The following is a 20834-nucleotide window of genomic DNA, read 5'->3' as shown; positions in this document are numbered from 1 at the left end:
GGCACATGCCGCCCCTCATCACGAAACCCGCTGAGCAAAGCACCATTTGTTGGTTCGGAATTACCGCACGCGCTGATACGTTAGCGGCTTCGCGACGACACACTCCGTCGCGATGTTCTTCGAACCGGGCCGCCGCGCGATCCGCGGCGGCCTTCATAACAAATCAGGTCGTGCTCATGAAAATCCACACGCTCGCTACGTGGCTCGTCGGGGCTGCGCTCATTACCGCAGGCACCGTCGCGCATGCGGACCGTCTCGACGACATCAAGAAAGCCGGTGTGCTGCGCGTCGCGACGTTCGACAGCAACCCGCCGTTCGGCTATGTCGACGGCAAGAGCAATCACATCGTCGGCCTCGACGTCGACTATGCGAAGGCCCTCGCCGACAAGCTCGGCGTGAAGCTGCAACTCCAGCCGACCAACCCCGCGAACCGCATTCCGTTCCTGACGTCCGGCAAGGTCGATCTCGTGCTCGCGAACTTCACGATCACCGACGAGCGCGCGAAGCAGGTCGATTTCAGCATTCCGTATTTCTCGTCGGGCCAGCAGTTTCTCGCGAAGAAGGGCGTGCTGAAATCGGCCGACCAGCTGAATGCGCTGCGCGTCGGTGCCGACAAGGGGACGACCAACGAGATCACGCTGCGCGAGAAATTCCCGAAGGCGACGATCGTCGCGTATGACGACACGCCGTTCGCGTTCGCCGCGCTGCGCGCCGGCAACGTGCAGGCGATCACGCAGGACGGCCCGAAGCTGATCGGCCTGCTCGCGAACGTGCCCGACAAGCAGAACTACGAGATCCCGGCGTTCACGATCTCCAACGACTACATGGGCGTCGGCGTGCCGAAGGGCGAGACGCGCCTGCTCGGCTTCGTCAACGACACGCTGAAGGGGCTCGAGGCGAACGGCCGCGCCGTGCAGATCTACGACGCATGGTTCGGGCCGACGACGAAGACGCCGCTCACGCGCATCTTCCGGATCGGCGACAAGACCTGATCCGCGTCGCACGCGCGCCGCGCTCGGCCGGATCATCGGCCTCGCGGCGCTTTCCGTTTTCTTCCGATCGCGCGCTTCGCGCCCGCAACACAGCATGCTCGGGTTGGCTCCCAAATATCTGTCCTGGCTCTGGCAGGGCTTCCTGCTGACGCTCGGCCTCGCGGCCGCGTCGGCCGTTGCCGCGACCGCCGGCGGGCTGCTGCTCGCGGTGATGCGGCATGCACGCGGCATGGCGCCGCGCACGGTGGCGGCCGCGTACGTCGTCACGTTCCGCAACACGCCGCTGCTCGTGCAGTTGCTGTTCTGGTATTTCGGTGTCGCGTCGTTGTTGCCCGACACCTGGATCGCGTGGCTGAACGCGCGCCATGCGTTGAGCATCGGCCCGTTCACGCTCGCATGGCCGTCGTTCGAATTCGTCGCGGGCTGGGTCGGATTGAGCGCGTATACGGCCGCGTTCGTCGCCGAGGAATGCGAAGCGGGCCTGCGCGGCGTGCGGCGCGCGCAGCACGATGCCGCGGCCGCGCTCGGCCTCACGCCGATGCAGTCGCTGCGCTACGTGGTGCTGCCGCAGGCCGTGCGCATCGCGTTGCCGCCGCTGTTCGGCCAATACATGAATCTCGTGAAGAACTCGTCGCTCGCGATGGCGATCGGCGTGGCCGAGCTGTCGTATGCATCGCGGCAGGTCGAGACCGAGACGTTCAGGACGTTCGCCGCATTCGGCGTCGCGACCGTGCTGTACGTCGCGGCGGTGGCCGCGATCGAAGCGGGCGCGTATGCGGCGACGCAATGGCGCGACCGGCTGGGAGCGGGGCGCTGACGATGGATTTTTCGCTGCTGCTCACCAATCTGCCGTACCTGCTCGTCGGCGCGTTCCCGGAAGGGCCGCTCGGCGGGGCCGCGCTGTCGCTGCTGCTCGCGATCGCGTCGGCCGTCGCATCGGCCGTGCTCGGCATCGCGCTCGGCGTGGCGATGGCGCTCGCGCGCGGCCCGGCGCGCGTGCTGTTGCTCGCGTTCATCGGCTTCTTCCGCGCGATTCCGGTGCTGATGCTGATTTTCTGGACTTACTTCCTGATGCCGATGCTGCTGCACATGGACGTGCCGGGGCTCGCGACGGTCGTGTGCGCGCTCGCGCTGATCGGCGGCGCGTATCTCGCGCACGCGGTGCATGCGGGCATCGTCGCGGCGGGCGACGGGCAATGGCAGGCCGGGCTGTCGCTCGGGCTCACGCGCTGGCAGACGGTGCGCTACGTGCTGCTGCCGCAGGCGATCCGGATCATGACGCCGTCGTTCGTCAACCAGTGGGTCGCGCTCGTGAAGGACACGTCGCTTGCGTATATCGTCGGCGTGCCTGAGCTGTCGTTCGTCGCGACGCAGGTGAACAACCGGCTGATGGTGTATCCGGCGCCGATCTTCCTGTTCGTTGCGCTGATCTATCTGGTGCTGTGCACGTCGCTCGACGGCGCGGCACGCTGGCTGCTGTCGCGGCGCCCGCGCGCGGAACGCGCTGCGCAGGTGGCGGGCGAGTGCACGGAACCCGCACGATAAAGGCGTGTTGCGGCTGTCTCGCGATGCCGGCGAGGATGTGTAGGTGAATCTTCGCAGTCGACAGCCCGCCAGGCAGGGCGGACAGGAACGGTAGCGGGCCGGCCGCGCGCCGCTGCTCGTCGAGCGACGGCGCGTGGCAGGTGCATCACGACGCGGAGTAATGCGTATTGAAGACCGCGCGCAGCGTCGAGGTGTCGATCGCGAAATCGCCCCACAGCGGCCCGTCGTTCTGCGCGAACGCGAACGGCGCCGTATTGATCGACGCGAGGCGGAGGCGCCATTGCGCCGCTTCCTGGCGGAAGGCGGTGAGCTGCATGTCGGACAGCGCCGTCTGCGCGCTCGCGAGCGTGACGAGCGGATCGACCGGATTGTTCGCGACGCGCACCTCGAAGTGCAGGTGCGGGCCCGTCGCGGCGCCGGTCATCCCGACCGAGCCGATGCGCTGGCCCTGCTTCACGGTCTCGCCCGTCTTGAGGCCGTGCGCGAACGCGGACAGGTGCGCGTAGTAGGTCGAATAACCATCGGCGTGATCGACGATCACGTAGCGGCCGTAGCCACCCGGATCGGTACCGACGAACGACACGACGCCGTCGGCCGCCGCGTCGACCGGCGTGCCGGTCGGCGCGGCGAGATCGACGCCCGTGTGGAATGCCATCGCCTGCGACAGCGGATGGATGCGCTCGCCGAAGAACGAGCTGATGCGCGTCCACTTGACCGGCATCGTGAAGGCCGCGGCTTCGAGCGGCGAGCCGTCGAGCGCGTAGTACGCGCCGTGCTCGGCGCCCGGCGCGCGGAACCAGATTGCGCCAAAGGTGCGGCCGGCGACGCGCAGTTCGAGCGCGGTGAGGCGCGGCGTGCCGTCGTTCATATCGAACGCGACGCGGTAATAGTCGCCGCGCTGCGCGCTCGCCCGCATCGCGACCTTGCCGCTGACGAGATCGCCGAGCTGGATGCGCACCTCGGGCGGCACGTCGAGACGGTTCAGCGTATCGGACAGCGTGAGCTCGATGTCGCCCGCGCGCATGCCGTGCTGGTTTTCAGGGGCCGCGAACTGGAACAGGCTCGCATAGCCGAGCATGTCGTTGCGGTGTGCGCTGAGCGGTGCGAACAGGCCCGGCTGCTGGCTGCGGTCGTGGCGTTCGCCGGCATCGTTGCGCTCGCCGATCGTCCGGGCGAGCTCGCTCGTCACGAAATGCTGCGCGGTGGGAAACGGCGTGTCGGACAGCACGCGCTGCGGCAGCGCGGCCGTGCCCGAGTCGACGGCGCCCGGTAATTGCGACACGGCCGGCAGTGCGGCGAGGCCGAGGGCGGCGAGGGCGCCGAGCACGGCGGCCGGCACGAGCGCGCGCGCAATGCGCTGCGCGCGGCCGGGCGCGAAAGCATCAGGGGTAGCGGCAGACTTGACCAAGGTGTCCACATCCAGGAAAGCGGTTCAAAGGGGTGTGGGCAGGGTCCACCGGCGGCACAGCCGTCGGGCAGCGACGGGGCGGGCGGCGGGCGTGCAACAAAACAGGCCCCGCCAGGGGCCTGTGTCGTTTCCGTTCGACCCAACGCGCGGGGCGGGCCCGCTTCGAACGGCGGCGTGCATACCGTGTCGTACCCGGTTATCACGAAGACGCTAAAGAAAGATGACAGCGTCAGTCTACCGATGTTCCGTGAAACGTTAAAAATTTTAAAGGGGGTCAGCTCATTCGTTTCGCAGTGCGGTAAATCGGGTTAAATCAGCATTTATTACGACAATTTCAATCAGGCCGGCAATTTGTGCGCGCGGCTGCGCAACGCGGCAGACGTGCGCACGGTGTCGAAGCCGGCGTCGAGCATGGCCTCGGCGTCGTTCCACAGGTTGCCGCGCAGCCGGTTGGTCCAGATCATCGACGCGAACACGCCTTCGAGCAGCGACACGAGATAGACGGCGGCCAGATGCACGTCGAGATCGGCGGCGATTTCGCCGGCCGCGATCGCGCGGCGCAGCAGTGCCTTCGTGATCCGCAGCATCTGCAATTCGAGCAGCATGCGGCGCCGCTGCAGCGCGCCGTTCTCTTCGCTCTGCTCGCACTTCGTATAGAGGATCACGAGCACGCGCTGCATCGGCCCCGGCTCGCCGCATTCCTGCAGATAGTGCGATGCGGCGTGCCGCAGCGTGGCGAGCGGGGGCAGCCCCTCGCCCGCGTCGAAGCCTTCCGACGTGCGCGCGAACGCGCGGTCGCACATCGCGAGACACACTTCCATCTTGTTGCGGTAGTGGCCGTAGACGGCGCCGCGCGACATCCCGGCGGCCTCGGCGAGATCCGCCATCGCGGTTTGCGCCACGCCTTTCTCGAGCAGCACGAGCTCGGCGGCGTCGAGGATCCGGTGCTTGATGGCGAGCGATTCTTCGCGGGTCTTGCGGGCCATGTCCTGAGATTCCTTACAGTTCGCTGTCGTTTTATTGAGACAGTGTGACGGTCAGATTGAAGGGGCGTGTATTTAATCAGTCGTGACTGATTATAATCGGCCACCCTGAGCTGCCGCATTTTATCGGCGGCGATCGATCCGAGGTCACACATGAATAACAATCGCTCCCTGTTGCGCCACCGGCTGGCGCCGTTCGCGCTGGCGGCCGTGCTGGCCCTGGCCGGATGTGGAAAGGGCGACAAGGACACCGCGCCGGAGACCGCGAAACAGGCCACGGTCGTGACGGTGCATCCGACGGCCGTGCCGATGACCGTCGAACTGCCGGGCCGGCTCGACGCATACCGGCAGGCGGAAGTGCGCGCGCGGGTCGCGGGCATCGTGACCGCACGCACCTATGAGGAAGGCCAGGAAGTGAAGCAGGGCGCGGTGCTGTTCCGCATCGATCCCGCGCCGCTGAAGGCCGCGCGCGACGCCGCGCAGGGTGCGTTCGCGAAGGCGCAGGCCGCCGCGCTCGCGGCGAGCGACAAGCGCCGCCGTTACGACGATCTCGTGCGCGACCGCGCAGTGAGCGAGCGCGACCACACCGAGGCCGTTGCCGGCGACACGCAGGCGAAGGCCGACGTCGCGTCCGCGAAGGCGGAGCTCGCACGGGCACAGTTGCAGCTCGACTATGCGACCGTCACCGCGCCGATCGCGGGCCGCGCACGGCGCGCGCTCGTGACCGAAGGCGCGCTCGTCGGCCAGGACCAGGCGACGCCGCTCACGACCGTCGAGCAGCTCGATCCGATCTACGTGAACTTCTCGCAGCCGGCCGCCGATGTCGACGCGCTGCGCCGCGCGGTGAAGAGCGGGCGGGCAACGGGCATCGCGCAGCACGACATCGCGGTGACGCTGCTGCGCGCCGACGGCACCGCATATCCGCTGAAGGGCAAGCTGCTGTTCAGCGATCTCGCGGTCGATCCGACCACCGACACCGTCGCGATGCGCGCGCTGTTCCCGAATCCGGAGCGCGAGTTGCTGCCGGGCGCGTATGTGCGGATCGCGCTCGACACGGCCGTCGACCAGCGGGCGATCCTCGTGCCGCGCGATGCGCTGCTGCGCACGACCGACCGCACGTCGGTGCGGGTCGTCGGTACGAACGGCAAGGTCAAGGACGTCGAGGTCGTGGCCGACCAGATGACCGGCCATGACTGGCGCATCACGCGCGGCCTCGCGGGCGGCGAGCGCGTGATCGTCGACAACGCCGCGCAGTTCGCGCCCGATACGGCCGTCAAGCCCGTCGAGAAGGCGCCGCCGTCGAAGGCAGCGCCGGCAGCGGCCGCTTCGCAGGCGGCTGCCCGTCAAACCTGACCGGTTAACACCACACCACCATGGCACGTTTCTTCATCGATCGCCCCGTCTTCGCGTGGGTGATCGCAATCTTCATCATGCTGGGCGGCGCATTCGCGATCCGCGCGCTGCCCGTTGCTCAGTACCCGGACATCGCACCGCCCGTCGTCAGCATCTATGCGACATACCCGGGCGCGTCCGCGCAGGTCGTCGAGGAATCGGTGACCGCGCTGATCGAGCGCGAAATGAACGGTGCGCCGGGGCTGATGTACACGTCGGCCACCAGCAGCGCCGGGATGGCGTCGCTGTACCTGACGTTCAAGCAGGGCGTGAATGCCGATCTCGCGGCCGTCGAAGTGCAGAACCGGCTGAAGACGGTCGAGGCGCGGCTGCCCGAACCGGTACGGCGTGACGGTATCCAGGTCGAGAAGGCCGCCGACAACATCCAGTTCGTGGTGTCGCTGACGTCCGACGACGGCCGGATGACCGGCGTGCAGCTCGGCGAATATGCGTCGGCGAACGTCGTGCAGGCACTGCGTCGCGTCGAGGGCGTCGGCAAGGTGCAGTTCTGGGGCGCCGAGTACGCGATGCGGATCTGGCCCGACCCGGTGAAGATGGCCGGGCACGGCCTCACCGCGTCCGATATCGCGTCGGCGGTGCGCGCACACAACGCGCGCGTGACGATCGGCGACATCGGCCGCACCGCAGTGCCGGCCAGCGCGCCGATCGCGGCGACCGTGTTCGCCGATGCACCGCTCAAGACGCCCGCCGATTTCGGCGCGATCGCGCTGCGCACGCAGGCCGACGGCTCCGCGCTGTACCTGCGCGACGTCGCACGCATCGAGTTCGGCGGCAACGACTACAACTACCCGTCGTACGTGAACGGCAAGGTCGCGACCGGGATGGGCATCAAGCTTGCGCCGGGCTCGAACGCGGTCTCCACCGAGAAGCGCGTGCGCGCGACGATGGACGAGCTGTCCGCGTATTTCCCGCCGGGCGTGAAGTACCAGATCCCGTACGAGACGTCGTCGTTCGTGCGCGTGTCGATGAACAAGGTCGTCACGACGCTGATCGAGGCCGGCGTGCTCGTGTTCCTCGTGATGTTCCTGTTCATGCAGAACCTGCGGGCGACGCTGATCCCGACGCTCGTCGTGCCGGTCGCGCTCGCGGGCACGTTCGGCGTGATGTATGCGGCGGGCTTCTCGATCAACGTGCTGACGATGTTCGGGATGGTGCTCGCGATCGGCATCCTCGTCGACGACGCGATCGTCGTGGTCGAGAACGTCGAGCGGCTGATGGTCGAGGAGGGGCTCGGGCCCTACGATGCGACCGTCAAGGCGATGAAGCAGATCAGCGGCGCGATCATCGGGATCACCGTGGTGCTGACGTCGGTGTTCTTGCCGATGGCGTTCTTCGGTGGCGCGGTGGGCAACATCTACCGGCAGTTCGCGCTGTCGCTTGCGGTGTCGATCGGCTTCTCGGCCTTCCTCGCACTGTCGCTGACGCCCGCGCTGTGTGCGACGCTGCTCAAGCCGGTGTCCGGCGACCATCACGAGAAGCGCGGCTTCTTCGGCTGGTTCAACCGCTTCGTCGCAAACTCGACGCAGCGCTATGCGACGCGCGTCGGCACGATGCTGAAGAAGCCGGTGCGCTGGCTCGTCGTGTACGGCGCGCTGACCGGGGCCGCGGCGCTGATGCTTACGCAGCTGCCGACCGCGTTCCTGCCGGACGAGGACCAGGGCAACTTCATGGTGATGGTGATCCGCCCGCAAGGCACGCCGCTCGCGGAAACGATGCAGAGCGTGCGGGAAGTCGAGTCGACCATCCGCCGCGACGAGCCGGCCGCCTACACGTATGCGCTCGGCGGTTTCAACCTGTACGGAGAAGGGCCGAACGGCGGGATGATCTTCGTTACGCTGAAGAACTGGAAGGAGCGCAAGTCCGAAGACGCGCACGTGCAGGCGATCGTTGCGCGCATCAACGAGCGCTTCGCGGGCACGCCGAACACGACGGTGTTCGCGATGAACTCGCCGGCGCTGCCCGATCTCGGCTCGACGAGCGGCTTCGACTTCCGGCTGCAGAACCGCGGCGGGCTCGACTACGCGACGTTCAGCGCCGCGCGCGAGCAGCTGCTCGCGACGGGCCGCAAGGATCCGGCGTTGACCGACCTGATGTTCGCCGGCACGCAGGACGCGCCGCAGTTGAAGCTCGACATCGATCGCGCGAAGGCGTCCGCACTCGGCGTGTCGATGGACGAGATCAACACGACGCTCGCGGTGATGTTCGGCTCCGACTATATCGGCGACTTCATGCACGGCACGCAGGTGCGGCGCGTGATCGTGCAGGCCGACGGGCTGCACCGGCTCGATCCGGACGACGTGAAGAAGCTGCGCGTGCGCAACTCGCATGGCGAGATGGTGCCGCTCGCGGCGTTCACGACGCTGCACTGGACGCTCGGGCCGCCGCAGCTCACGCGCTACAACGGCTTTCCGTCGTTCACGATCAACGGCTCGGCCGCGGAAGGCCACAGCAGCGGCGAGGCGATGGCCGCGATCGAGCGGCTCGCCGGGAAGCTGCCGGCCGGTACCGGCTACTCGTGGTCGGGGCAGTCGTTCGAGGAGCGGCTGTCGGGTGCGCAGGCGCCGATGCTGTTCGCGCTGTCGGTGCTCGTCGTGTTCCTCGCGCTCGCGGCGCTTTACGAGAGCTGGTCGATTCCGTTCGCGGTGATGCTGGTCGTGCCGCTCGGCGTGATCGGCGCGGTGCTCGGCGTCACGCTGCGGATGATGCCGAACGACATCTACTTCAAGGTGGGGCTGATCGCGACGATCGGGCTGTCCGCGAAGAACGCGATCCTGATCGTCGAAGTCGCGAAGGACCTGGTCGCGCAGCGCATGTCGCTCGTCGACGCGGCGCTCGAGGCCGCGCGCCTGCGGCTGCGGCCGATCGTGATGACGTCGCTCGCGTTCGGCGTCGGCGTGCTGCCGCTCGCGTTCGCGTCGGGCGCCGCGTCCGGCGCGCAGATGGCGATCGGCACCGGCGTGCTGGGCGGCGTGATCACGGCGACCGTGCTCGCGGTGTTCCTCGTCCCGCTGTTTTTCGTGATCGTCGGCCGCCTGTTCGACGTCGGCCCGCGCCGGCGCGGCGGGGCGCAGCCGGCGACGATGGAGGGTTCCCAATGATGTTTGCGCTCAATGCACGCGCCGCGCTGCGGGTTCAGGTAGCGCTGGCCGCCGCGTTCGCGCTGGCCGGCTGCACGCTCGCGCCGCGTTACGAGCGGCCGGCGGCGCCGGTGCCGGCTACCTATGCGCCGGTCGACGGCGGTGCCGCACCCGCGGCGGCCGCAACGTCAACCGCCGACGCCGCGCTGCTCGACGACTGGCGCACGTACTTTACCGATGCCGCGCTGCAGGCATGGATCGATGCGGCGCTCGCGAACAACCGCGACCTGCGGGTCGCGGCCGGCCGGCTCGAGGAAGCGCGTGCGCTGTACGGCGTGCAGCGCGCGGACCTGATGCCGTCGGTCGATGCGAATCTGGGCTATGACCGTGCGCGTCAGTACGATCCGGTCGTGCGCGAAAGCGCGATCAGCGGGCTGTATCGCGCGGGCGTCGGCATCAGCGCGTACGAGCTCGACCTGTTCGGCCGCGTGCGCAGTCTGTCCGACGCGGCGCTCGCCGAATATTTCGCGACGGCCAACGCACAGCGCACGGTGCGTATCGGCGTGATTGCCGATGTGGCGGGCGCGTACGTCTCGGAGCGCTCGCTGCACGAACAGCTCGCGTTGGCGCAGCGTACGCTGGACGCACGCGAACGCATGGCCGCGCTCACGCAGCGCCGCTATGCAGCCGGCACGAGCGACGCGATCGAGCTGCGCTCGGCCGAGATGCTGGTGGCCTCCGCGCGCGCGTCGCAGGCCGCACTGGAGCGCGAGCATGCGCAGTCCGTGCGGGCGCTGCAGCTGCTCGCGGGCGATTTCGCGCGCAACGCGCCCGGCGACACGACTGCGCTCGACACGCTGTCGATCGCGCCCGTGGCGCCCGGCGCACCGAGTGCGCTGCTCGAGCGGCGGCCGGACATCCGGCAGGCGGAGGCACGGCTCAAGGCCGCCAACGCGCAGATCGGCGCCGCGCGCGCGGCGTTCTTCCCGCGCATCACGCTGACGACCGATTACGGCTCGGTCAGCGACGCATTCTCGAGCCTGTTTACCGGCGGCACGGGCGTGTGGACGTTCGCGCCGCGCATCACGCTGCCGATCTTCGCGGGCGGACGCAATCGCGCGAACCTCGACGTCGCGAACGCGCGCAAGCACATCGCGGTGGCCGAATACGAGAAGACGGTGCAGACCGCGTTCCGCGAAGTGGCCGACGCATTCGCCGCGCGCGACTGGATCGATCGCCAGCTCGTCGCGCAGCAGGACGTGTATGCGGCCGACGGCGCGCGGCTGAAGCTCGCGGAGCGCCGCTACGCGGGTGGCGTGGCGACGTATCTCGAACTGCTCGACGCGCAGCGCAGTACCTACGAGTCGGGGCAGGAGCTGATCCGGCTCAAGCAGCTCAGGCTCGCGAATGCGATCACGCTGTACCGCGCGCTCGGCGGCGGCTGGTCGCCGGTGTCGGCGGAGGCCGAGGCGTCCGCGTAATACCCGTCGCCTGACGCGGCAGCGCGTCAGGCGGCACAACGGCGGCGGTACGATGCGACGTGCCGCCGCCGTTTTCTTCAACCGATATCGCTGTTCTCGCGATATCTTTCCCCACCGATATTCCCCACCGACAGGCCGGGCAGGACGTTTTTCATCCTGCGGCAGCGCGCACATGCGCGTTCCGGAACGGCCTGCGTCCGGCGACCGTTCGTGTCGCAATCCCGCGCAAACGTGTGCGGTTCATTTTTCCTTTTCTCGCGCCTGCGATGCGACCCGGATGTCGGGTTCCGGCGGCCACTCAGGCACGCGCTTTCCGATCCGGAATTGACGCCCGGATTAATCCATGTATTGGAAATAATGAGGGCGGCAAAGTGTCGCAGTAAAACGTTTGTATTTATATCGCAATCGTTTGCGCGAAAAAATTGGCTTGATTAAATCGTCGGTTAATTTCCTGTTTGTTGAAAATGATTTGATATTGGCGTTGTCGCCTGACAACGATGGCGGAGCCGGACAATGTTTTGTCTTTTTCCGGATGGGTATTGCGGGATCCTTTTCCAGCAAGGAGGAGCGGGGCGGTATCGGTTGTCGGCCGGAAATTTCTTTAATCTTCAATTGCTTCCGAAAAATAAAGAAGGACTGCGGATAAAAATAAATGGATTGAAAATTGACGGGAAAGAGTGTGAATTTAGAGGGGTGAATCGGACATTGTCAGGGGGATTTGACAATGATTTACAGAAAACTTTCATGTTTATCTCGATAATGCCGCCTCGTGACGGACGGGAGCCACCACACGCTGCCGTTTGTGTCCGCCACGTCATCTACTCCATTTGCACTCCTTACGGGTAACGTCATGAAAAAATCCCTCCTGACCGCTGTCGCACTCGCGGCCCTGTCGACCTCGGCCTTCGCAGCGGGCACCGGCACGATCAACTTCACGGGCGAGATCGTCGCGGGCGCATGCGGCATCGACGCTAACTCGGACAACCAGACCGTTCGCCTCGGCAAAGTGCCGACCAACGTGTTCAAGAAGGTTGGCGACAAGTCCACCGCGGTCAACTTCGACATCGTTCTGACCGATTGCGACACCAGCATTTCCAAGAACGCACTCTTCACGTTCACGGGTACGTCGAGCGCTGGCCAGCCGAAGCTGATCGCCACGGTCGGTTCGGCCGCCAACGTCGGTATCCGCCTGCAGGCTCCGTCGGGTGAATACCTCGACAACGGCGTCGAGCAGAAAGCACCGACCGTGCTGCAAAACGGTTCGAACACCGTGCGCTTCGCGGCAATGTACGAATCGACGGCCGCCGACGTCACGCCGGGTTCCGCCGACGCCGTCGCGAACTTCACGGTCCGCTACCAGTAAGCATCGGTATTGGAGGAGGGGGCGTGCATCCCTTCCTCCGTCTTCCTGCCTTCCTGTTCTCTTCTCCTCGGATTTTCGGTAGCGCCGCGTGCGAATCAGACATTCCTTCCTTTGCGTCTCCGTGCTGGTTGTCGGCAGCCAGGGCCATGCGACGGAATTCAATTCGTCGTTTCTCGACATCGACGGAACGGGCAACGTCGACCTGTCGCAGTTCTCGCAGGCCGACTTCACGCTGCCGGGCGAGTACATGCTCGACGTGCAGGTCAACGACCTGTTCCTCGGGCTGCAGGCGATCGAGTTCGTGGCTGTCGACGCGTCCGGTGCGGGCAAGCCGTGCCTGCGCCCGGAACTCGTCGCGCGGTTCGGCCTGAAGCCGTCGCTTGCGAAGGACCTGCCGCGCTTCCAGGGCGGAAGCTGCGTCGACCTGACGGCGATCGAAGGCGCGACCGTGCGTTACCTGAAGAGCGACGGGCGGCTCAGGATCACGATTCCGCAGGCCGCGCTCGAGTTCAGCGATTCGACCTACCTGCCGCCGGAGAACTGGTCCGAAGGGATTCCAGGTGCGATGCTCGACTATCGCGTGATCGCGAACACGAACCGCAATTTCGGTGCAACAGGCGGGCAGACCAATTCGATCCAGGCCTACGGGACGATCGGCGCGAACTGGGACGCGTGGCGCTTTCGCGGCGACTACCAGGCGCAGTCGAACGTCGGCAACACCGCGTTCGCGGACCGTACGTTCCGTTTCAGCCGGCTTTACGCATTTCGCGCACTGCCGTCGATCCAGTCGACGGCAACGTTCGGCGACGACTACCTGAGCTCCGACATTTTCGACACGTTCGCGCTGACGGGCGCGTCGATCCGAAGCGACGACCGCATGCTGCCGCCGTCGTTGCGCGGCTATGCGCCGCTGATCTCGGGCGTCGCGCGCACCAACGCGACCGTGACCGTGTCGCAGGCGGGCCGCGTGCTGTACGTGACGCGCGTGTCGCCGGGCGCCTTTGCGCTGCAGAACATCAACACGAGCGTGCAGGGCACGCTCGACGTCGCGGTCGAGGAAGAGGACGGCAGCACGCAGCGCTTCCAGGTGACGACGGCTGCCGTGCCGTTCCTCTCGCGTACCGGGCAATTGCGCTACAAGATGGCGCTCGGCAAACCGCGCCAGTTCGGCGGCGCCGGCATTACGCCGTTCTTCGGTTTCGGCGAAGCGGCGTACGGCCTGCCGCTGGACTTCACCGTGTACGGCGGTTTCATCGCCGCATCGGGTTATACGTCGATCGCGCTGGGCCTCGGCCGCGATTTCGGCACGTTCGGCGCGCTGTCGGCCGACGTCACGCATGCGCGGGCGCGCCTGTGGTGGAACAGCGCGACACGCAACGGCAACTCGTACCGCGTCAACTATTCGAAGCACTTCGACGTGCTCGATGCTGACGTGCGCTTCTTCGGCTACCGCTTTTCGGAGCGCGAGTACACGAACTTCGCGCAGTTCACGGGCGATCCGACTTCATACGGCCTTGCCAACAGCAAGCAGCGCTATTCGGCATCGATGTCGAAGCGCTTCGGCGACACGTCGACCTATTTCTCGTACGACCAGACGACCTACTGGGCGCGCTCGTCCGAGCAGCGCGTCGGCATCACGCTGACGCGTTCGCTCTCGATCGGCGCGCTGCGCAACCTGAGCGTGAACGTGTCGGCATTTCGCACGCAGAGCGCGGGCGCGAGCGGCAACCAGTTCTCGGTCACCGCGACGCTGCCGATCGGCGTCAAACACACCGTCACGTCGAACGTGACGACGGGCAGCGGCAGCACGAGCGTGAACGCCGGCTACATCTACGACGATTCGGACGGCCGCACCTACCAGATCAACACGGGCGCGACCGACGGCCGTGCGTCGGCGAATGCGAGCTTCCGTCAGCGTACGTCGGCGTACCAGCTCACCGCGCAGGCGTCGACGCTTGCCAACTCGTATGCGGCCGCATCGCTCCAGGTCGACGGCTCGTTTGTCGCGACGCAGTACGGCATCTCCGCGCACGCGAACGGCAATGCGGGCGATACGCGCTTGCTGGTGTCGACCGACGGCGTGCCCGATGTGCCGCTGTCCGGCTCGTTCACGCATACCGATTCGCGTGGCTATGCGGTGCTCGACAGCATCTCGCCCTACAACGTGTACGACGCAACCGTCAACGTCGAGAAGCTCCCGCTCGAAGTACAGGTGACCAACCCGATCCAGCGCATGGTGCTGACCGACGGCGCGATCGGCTTGGTGAAGTTCACCGCCGCGCGCGGCAGCAACCTGTACCTGACGCTGACCGACGCGGCCGGCAAGCCGTTGCCGTTCGGTGCGTCGGTCCAGGACGCGACGAACGGCAAGGAACTCGGCATCGTCGGCGAGGGCGGTGCAGCGTTCCTGACCCAGGTTCAGCCGAAATCGACGCTCGCGGTGCGGGCGGGAGAACGCACGCTTTGCACGGTCGACGCACTGCCGAACCAGCTTCAACTCGAAGGCACGCCGATCCCGGTGACGTGCCAGACACCCGGCGAGTCGCATGCAGCGGCTGCGCGGGTCGAACGATGATTTCACGGATCCAGCGATGAACCATTCCTTCTCCCTTTCCTTTCCGCGGCGCGCATGGTGCGTGCTCGCCACCGCCGGCGCGCTGCTCGCGGGCGCCGCGCATGCGGCGATCGTGCCGGACCGCACGCGCGTGATCTTCAACGAAGGCGAACAGGCCGCGATCGTCACGATCACCAACAAGAGCGCGACCTATCCGTACCTCGTGCAGTCGTGGCTCGAGGACGAGAAACACAACAAGATCACGTCGCCGCTGATGGTCGTGCCGCCGCTGCAGCGCGTCGAGGCGAACGAGCGCAACGTGCTGCGGATCGCGAAGCTGCCGGGTGCCGACCTGCCGGCCGATCGTGAAACGGTGTTCTACCTGAACATCCGCGAAGTGCCGCCGAAGGCCGATACGCCGAACTCGTTGCAGATCGCGCTGCATACGCAGATGAAGCTGTTCTACCGGCCGAAGGCCGTGCAGCCGGTGCGCGACGAGGACTGGACGCTGCCGATGACGCTGCGCGTGGACGCGGCCGCGCACAAGCTGGTGTTCGACAACCCGACGCCGTACCACATCACGATCGTCGACGTGGCGTCGGGCGCACAGAAGACGCCGGTGCCGCTGGAGCCGGTGATGGTCAGCCCGATGAGCGCGGCCGACGTGCCGTTCAAGGCCGCGATGCCGGCGAAGCTGTTCGTTACGCATATCGACGATTTCGGCGGGCAGGTGGCGGTCGAGTATGCGTGCGATGCCGGTGCTTGCAAGAGCGTGAAGAAATGAGCGGGGCGCGACGAAACTGCATCGCTTCGACAATGTCGACCTGGCTCAGATGGTGCACGCTCGCGCTGTTCGTTGTGGTCGCGCAGCCGGCGTGGGCGCTGAAGTGCATTGCGGACAGCGGCGGCCTGTCGCTGACCGAGGCGATCGGCAATGTCGCGTCGTATCCGACCGACGCGCCGGACGGCTACGTCATCTGGGTGTCGCCGCCGCGGACGACGACGGGCTATTGCTACAAGGATATCGGCGGGCTGCAGAACTTCCCCGAGCAGGTCTACTTCTACGCGAATCCGGACAAACAGAATCCGGCCGCGTGGGGGCTCGAAGTCGGCATTCGCTTCGAGGGCACCGACTATTACGGACGCACCAGCCAGCCGGGGAACGGCATTGATACGCACAGCTCCGTGAAAATCTGCGAGATGAAAGATTGGGAGGTCGATGCCGGGATGTGTCCGAAATGGCCCATCAGCATCAAGTATCAGGTGGTCATTCGCAAGCGGGGGGCGTGGACGAAGCCACCCTCGGATATCTATGCGGTGTTTCAGTTCGACGGCGAGCGCGGGCTGAACAGCAAGGGCAGCTTCCGCTACAAGCTGAGCGGTCTGCAGAATCTCAAGCCGACCCCCTGCATGGTCGACGTGAAAGTCACGCCCGAGCCCGGCATCGTGAAGTTCGGCCAGGTTCAGGCGACGCGCAACGGCTTTTTGCCCGCGGTGCCGCGCCGGCCGTTCAGTCTCGCGCTGACCAAGCAATGCAACGTGCCGGTGCGCGTGGACGGCTACTTCGAGACGTCGCAGACGGTGCAGAACGGGCTGCTCGTGCCGGATCCGGAGAGCAATTTCGGCATCGGTATCGAGGACCGGAACGGCAAGGCGATTGCGTTCAACGAACAGTTCGTGCTCGCGCAGATGCCGGGGAACGTGAACTACCAGAGCGTAACGCTCGATGCCGTGCTGAAGGCGTTTGGGCCACCGAAGATCGGTCCGTTCAACGGGACGGCGACGATTCGACTGTTCATCTATTGACGCGCACGGTGCGGCCCACGCGTGCCGGGGCGCATGCATGGGTGACGAAACGCTCGGCGGCGATGCATGCCGGACGCCAACCGGTCGGGCGTTGCATCGTGCGACGCAGGGTGTTGCCGCAGAGTCGGTAAAACGAAAAAAACGCCGGCTTGCCGGCGTTTTTCACATCTGCTGCGCGAGGCTCAGCGCACCCAGCGGCACATCTTGTGATGGTGATGGTCGAAGTGACACACCCGGTGCGGATGCGCCTCGGCGATGGCCGGTACGAGTACGGCAGCGGCGAGCGCCGCGACGGTCAGGGTTTTCAGTAGCGTCTTCATGTTGAGGTGCGGTCGTTGAATAGCGGGTCACGGGAGCGGCGGGGCCTTACCACTGCGGCCGCTGGTCGTCGCGATGGTCGTCCCGGCGATCGTCGCGGCGGTCGTCATGCCCGCCCGGATGCTGAGCCTCCCAGTCGCGGCGCTCCCAGTAGCGATTGCCGTCCCAGTAGCGATCGCCATGCCAGCCGATCGTGACTTCGGCCGGGGCAGGATAGGCGACACAACCGGTGAGCATCACGCTCGACAGCGCGCCCACCATGACAGCGGATAACACGATGGATTTCATGTTGTTCTCCCTTGGAAACGGCAAGTCGATCGTACGAGCCCTCAAAATTTCACGTGGTAATAAGTTGCTACCGCGCATGACAGGCGCAGGCGTTTCGTCAGACTCGTGAAAGATCGTGTCGGCGCGACGCGAGCCATGCGCGCCGGGCGGACGCGCGGGTGGCCGCGTGCCGCGACCGCCCGAACGCGTCCCGTCTGTTCATGCAACGATTCCGGCGATTATTCAGACAAATCCTGGTAGTCGAAAGGGTCATCCCGTAATCGGATTGAGAATGATTTGCGTTTACGTTAAATTGCGCTATCTCGGAATTTGACGGAGCAGATCGATGGCGATGGCGGAAGTGCTCGACCGACCGGCGGCGGCAGCGGCGAACCCGTTCCTCGGCCGCAATTCCGAACGGTCGCTGCGTGCGTGCCGTACCGCGGAGCCCCGTGCGCAGGGGGCATTGCTCGACGTGCTGATCTCGCATCGCACGATGCTCGTCAATGTCGCGCGCGGCTTCGTCGGCTGCGCGAGCCGCGCCGAGGATGTCGTACACGACGTGTTCGTGAAGCTCGTCGAATTCCCGAACCAGGACGCGGTGCGCCAGCCGGTCGCGTACGTGACGCGGATGGTGCGCAATGCGTCGATCGACGCGTGCCGCCGGCAAAGCCTCGAGAACGTCTATCACACGGAAGAGGACGACGGCTTCGACGTGCCGTCGCCCGAGCCGACGCCGGAAGCCGCGCTGCTGACGCGCGACACGCTGCGGCGCGTGTGGGCCGCCCTCGACGACCTGCCGGCGCGCAGCCGCGCGGCATTCGAGATGGTGCGGCTGCGCGAGGAGACGCTGCAGACCGCGGCGCGCGCGCTGAACGTGTCGCAGACGCTCGTGCATTTCATGGTGCGCGACGCGGAGCGCCACTGCGCGGAATGCCTCGACGCGTGCCATCGCGGCGTCGCGTGCCCGGTGTTCCTGGGCGGCCGCGCACGGCGCCGGTAAAAAACCGCGCCGGCCAATCGTCTATCAGACAGGAGCGGCCGACACCGCCGCTTCGCCACCTTCAACCGCCTCAGCGATTTCCGATCATGACGCAAGCCACGACGCCTTCCGCCGACACCGACGACCTCGTCTATACGGTCGTCATCAACGACGAAGAACAGTATTCGATCTGGCCGACGTTCCGGCCCGTGCCGGCCGGCTGGCGCGAGGTCGGCGTGAGCGGCCCGAAAGCCGACTGTCTCGCGCACATCGAGACAGTCTGGACCGACATGCGCCCCGCGAGCCTGCGCCGCGCGATGGACGGCGAGCGCGCATCGCGCGCGTCGTGACCCGCTGCGCCGTGATCCGGCGCGCCACCTGAAGAGGACGTTGCATGACCCTGCTTACGTTGCCGACGCTCGACGACCTGCGTATCGAGCCGGGGCTGCCCACCGTCGTGTCGCCGCGCGGCAGCGACGGGATGTCGATCGACGACGTCGCGCCGCTCGCGCGCGAGATCGCGGCCGACACGCTCGAACGGGCGGGCGGCGTGCTGTTCACGGGTTTTCACGTGCCGTCGATCGACGCGTTCCAGCAGTTCGCGGCGTCGTTCGGCGATCCGCTGATCGGCTATGAATACGCATCGACGCCGCGCAGCCAGGTGGAAGGCGCGGTCTATACGTCGACCGAATACCCGCCGCACCGCGCGATTCCGCTGCACAACGAGCAGTCGTACACGCGCGAATGGCCGCTGCGGATCTGGTTCCACTGCGCGCTCGCGGCGCCGCAGGGCGGGGCGACGCCGATCGCGGACAGCCGCGCCGTCTATCGCGCGCTCGATCCGGCGCTGATTGCGCGCTTCGAGCAGCGCGAGCTGCTGTACGTCCGCAATTTCGGGCAGGGGCTCGATCTGCCGTGGCAGCAGTCGTTCGGCACCGACGAGCCGGCCGAGGTCGAACGGATGTGCGCAGCGCGCGGCATCGAATGCGCGTGGCGCACCGACGACGACGGCGAGCTGCTGCTGCGCACCCGCGAACGCTGCCAGGCCGTCGCGCGCCATCCGCGCACGGGCGACCGCGTGTGGTTCAACCAGGCGAACCTGTTTCACCTGTCGGCGCTCGACGACGACATGCAGGAAGCGCTCGTCGACGCGGTCGGGCTCGAGAACGTGCCGCGCAACGTGTATTACGGCGACGGCGAACCGCTCGAAGCGGACGCGCTCGCGGAGATCCGCGGTGTGCTCGACCAGCAGCGCATCGTGTTCCCGTGGCGCACGGGCGACGTGCTGATGCTCGACAACATGCTGACCGCGCATGCGCGCGACCCGTTCGAGGGGCCGCGCAAGGTCGTCGTCGCGATGGCGCAGAGTTACACGGTCCCGCGTGACCGAACGGAGGATTGATGACGCGTAGTACCGCCGCGCTTGCCGCGCGCGGGCTGTCGGTAGGGTATCGCGACCATGTCGTGATCGACGGGCTGGACCTGTCGATCGCGGCCGGCCGCGTAACCGCGCTGTGCGGACCGAACGGCTGCGGCAAGAGCACGCTGCTGCGCACGCTCGCGGGCCTGCAGCCCGCGCGTGCCGGCCATGTCGAAGTCAACGGCCAGCCGCTCGCGTCGTTTCGCCGTCGCGCGCTCGCGCGCGAGCTGACGATGCTCGCGCAGTTCAACCAGATTCCGTCGGGCCTCACGGTGCGCGAGCTCGTCGCGTACGGGCGCTATGCGTACGGCGGCTTCCTGCGCGGCCTGTCGCGGGCCGACCATGCGGCGATCGACGAGGCACTCGAGACGAGCGGCCTCGCCGACGACGCGGGCCGCGACGTCGGCGCGCTGTCGGGCGGCGAGCGCCAGCGCGCGTGGATCGCGATGGCGCTCGCGCAGCAGGCGCCGATCGTGCTGCTCGACGAACCGACGACCTATCTCGACATCCATCACCAGCTCGACATCCTCGATGCGCTGCGTGCGCTGAACCGCGCACGCGGGCTGACGATCGTGTGGGTGCTGCACGACCTGAACCAGGCGGCCGCGTACAGCGACGAGATCGTGCTGATGCGCGCGGGCCGCCTCGTCGCGCAGGGCTCGCCCGATGCGATGCTCGAACCGGCGCGGCTGCGCGCCGCGTTCGGCGTCGAGATGCTGAAGCTCGCGCATCCGCAGACGGGCGCACCGATGTGCGTGCCGGCCTACGGGCCGTCGACCGACGGCGCGCCGCAGGCGGCCGGCGTCTTCGACCGGGATCTCGCCGTATGACGACGCTCGCGACGCGCAAGCGCCTCGCGGCGGCGGGGAAGGGCGCGGCAACGGGCCGGGCGGGTACGATCGCGATCGGCCTGGTCGCGCTGATCGCGGCACTCGCGGCGCTGCGTGTCGCCCCCGATCTGCGCGTGTGGTGGGACGCGGTGCCCGGCAGCGATGCCGCCGCGCTCGCGCACGTGTTCCTGTTCGACCTCAACCTGCCGCGTGTCGCGGCGGCGCTCGTCGCGGGTGGCTGCCTCGGCATCGCGGGTGCGCTGTTCCAGTCGCTCACGCGCAATCCGCTCGCGTCGCCCGACCTGCTTGGCGTGACGGGCGGCGCCCAGCTCGGCCTGCTCGCGGCGATGCTCGTGCCGGCACTGGCGGGTGTCGCGTCGGTGCCGCTGCTGTTC

19 protein-coding genes are annotated in these 20834 nt (G+C 67.0%); 15 read left to right on the top strand and 4 right to left on the bottom strand.

Annotated elements, in window-relative coordinates; translation table 11 throughout:
• Positions 1 to 176 precede the first annotated feature (176 nt).
• The 3 genes from G3N61_RS25680 to G3N61_RS25670 all read left to right on the top strand — a co-directional run bounded on the left by G3N61_RS25680 (position 177) and on the right by G3N61_RS25670 (position 2537).
• The gene (locus G3N61_RS25680) at positions 177 to 992 is read left to right on the top strand and encodes an ABC transporter substrate-binding protein (protein WP_043182770.1); all 816 of its coding nucleotides are present in this window, start codon (positions 177 to 179) and stop codon (positions 990 to 992) included.
• Between the two features lie 94 nt (positions 993 to 1086).
• Positions 1087 to 1809, top strand: a complete 723-nt coding sequence (locus tag G3N61_RS25675) for an amino acid ABC transporter permease (RefSeq protein WP_089450432.1) — start codon at positions 1087 to 1089, stop codon at positions 1807 to 1809.
• 2 nt (positions 1810 to 1811) lie between these two features.
• Positions 1812 to 2537: an amino acid ABC transporter permease gene (locus tag G3N61_RS25670; RefSeq protein ID WP_043183162.1), complete on the top strand. Its 726-nt coding sequence runs from the start codon at positions 1812 to 1814 to the stop codon at positions 2535 to 2537.
• A 145-nt stretch (positions 2538 to 2682) separates the two neighbouring features.
• Here the strand turns inward: G3N61_RS25670 and G3N61_RS25665 are convergent, their stop codons facing one another.
• Positions 2683 to 3945 (bottom strand): M23 family metallopeptidase, encoded by a 1263-nt coding sequence (locus G3N61_RS25665; RefSeq protein WP_205823901.1) that lies wholly within the window; start codon positions 3943 to 3945, stop codon positions 2683 to 2685.
• A gap of 338 nt (positions 3946 to 4283) precedes the next feature.
• On the bottom strand, positions 4284 to 4931 hold the full coding sequence (locus G3N61_RS25660) for a TetR family transcriptional regulator (RefSeq protein ID WP_205823900.1): 648 nt from the start codon (positions 4929 to 4931) through the stop codon (positions 4284 to 4286).
• A gap of 150 nt (positions 4932 to 5081) precedes the next feature.
• On the opposite strand from G3N61_RS25660, the gene G3N61_RS25655 reads away from it, so the two are divergent.
• The 7 genes from G3N61_RS25655 to G3N61_RS25625 all read left to right on the top strand — a co-directional run bounded on the left by G3N61_RS25655 (position 5082) and on the right by G3N61_RS25625 (position 16622).
• Positions 5082 to 6281 (top strand): MexX/AxyX family multidrug efflux RND transporter periplasmic adaptor subunit, encoded by a 1200-nt coding sequence (locus G3N61_RS25655; protein WP_205823899.1) that lies wholly within the window; start codon positions 5082 to 5084, stop codon positions 6279 to 6281.
• 20 nt (positions 6282 to 6301) lie between these two features.
• Positions 6302 to 9439, top strand: a complete 3138-nt coding sequence (locus G3N61_RS25650) for a multidrug efflux RND transporter permease subunit (RefSeq protein ID WP_089450436.1) — start codon at positions 6302 to 6304, stop codon at positions 9437 to 9439.
• The gene (locus G3N61_RS25645) at positions 9439 to 10899 is read left to right on the top strand and encodes an efflux transporter outer membrane subunit (RefSeq protein ID WP_089450699.1); all 1461 of its coding nucleotides are present in this window, start codon (positions 9439 to 9441) and stop codon (positions 10897 to 10899) included. Before G3N61_RS25650 ends, G3N61_RS25645 begins: the two co-directional genes overlap by 1 nt.
• Before the next feature lie 850 nt (positions 10900 to 11749).
• Positions 11750 to 12262: a fimbrial protein gene (locus tag G3N61_RS25640; protein ID WP_089450437.1), complete on the top strand. Its 513-nt coding sequence runs from the start codon at positions 11750 to 11752 to the stop codon at positions 12260 to 12262.
• 121 nt (positions 12263 to 12383) lie between these two features.
• Entirely contained in the window at positions 12384 to 14837 is a 2454-nt protein-coding gene (locus G3N61_RS25635) for a fimbria/pilus outer membrane usher protein (protein ID WP_089450438.1), read from the top strand.
• A 16-nt stretch (positions 14838 to 14853) separates the two neighbouring features.
• The gene (locus G3N61_RS25630) at positions 14854 to 15600 is read left to right on the top strand and encodes a molecular chaperone (RefSeq protein WP_205823898.1); all 747 of its coding nucleotides are present in this window, start codon (positions 14854 to 14856) and stop codon (positions 15598 to 15600) included.
• A gap of 32 nt (positions 15601 to 15632) precedes the next feature.
• Positions 15633 to 16622: a fimbrial protein gene (locus tag G3N61_RS25625; protein WP_241017906.1), complete on the top strand. Its 990-nt coding sequence runs from the start codon at positions 15633 to 15635 to the stop codon at positions 16620 to 16622.
• Between the two features lie 182 nt (positions 16623 to 16804).
• On the opposite strand, the gene G3N61_RS25620 is transcribed toward G3N61_RS25625, so the two are convergent.
• A complete protein-coding gene (locus G3N61_RS25620) occupies positions 16805 to 16942 on the bottom strand; it encodes an HHHH-motif protein (RefSeq protein ID WP_011351930.1) in 138 nt (45 codons plus the stop codon).
• Positions 16943 to 16988: 46 nt separating this feature from the next.
• Positions 16989 to 17228, bottom strand: coding sequence for a hypothetical protein (locus G3N61_RS25615; protein WP_043182784.1), 240 nt, complete (start codon positions 17226 to 17228; stop codon positions 16989 to 16991).
• A 325-nt stretch (positions 17229 to 17553) separates the two neighbouring features.
• Between G3N61_RS25615 and G3N61_RS25610 the strand changes: the two genes are divergently transcribed.
• The 5 genes from G3N61_RS25610 to G3N61_RS25590 form a co-directional block, all read left to right on the top strand.
• A complete protein-coding gene (locus tag G3N61_RS25610; RefSeq protein WP_089450440.1) occupies positions 17554 to 18210 on the top strand; it encodes an RNA polymerase factor sigma-70 in 657 nt (218 codons plus the stop codon).
• A gap of 86 nt (positions 18211 to 18296) precedes the next feature.
• Positions 18297 to 18539, top strand: a complete 243-nt coding sequence (locus tag G3N61_RS25605; RefSeq protein WP_021163602.1) for an MbtH family NRPS accessory protein — start codon at positions 18297 to 18299, stop codon at positions 18537 to 18539.
• Between the two features lie 44 nt (positions 18540 to 18583).
• Complete coding sequence (locus G3N61_RS25600) at positions 18584 to 19591, top strand: TauD/TfdA family dioxygenase (RefSeq protein ID WP_205823896.1); 1008 nt, start codon at positions 18584 to 18586, stop codon at positions 19589 to 19591.
• The gene (locus G3N61_RS25595; RefSeq protein WP_089450442.1) at positions 19591 to 20439 is read left to right on the top strand and encodes an ABC transporter ATP-binding protein; all 849 of its coding nucleotides are present in this window, start codon (positions 19591 to 19593) and stop codon (positions 20437 to 20439) included. Before G3N61_RS25600 ends, G3N61_RS25595 begins: the two co-directional genes overlap by 1 nt.
• Positions 20436 to 20834 (top strand): iron chelate uptake ABC transporter family permease subunit (locus tag G3N61_RS25590; protein ID WP_205823895.1); only part of this gene is annotated, 399 nt, incomplete at its 3' end. The genes G3N61_RS25595 and G3N61_RS25590, both read left to right, overlap by 4 nt.

The organism is Burkholderia sp. Ac-20349 (assembly GCF_017104865.1).
In the GTDB taxonomy this organism is placed as follows: Bacteria; Pseudomonadota; Gammaproteobacteria; order Burkholderiales; family Burkholderiaceae; genus Burkholderia; species Burkholderia aenigmatica.
The sequence above is the reverse complement of the archived record's forward strand: the minus strand, read 5'-3'. Positions and strand labels throughout refer to the sequence as shown.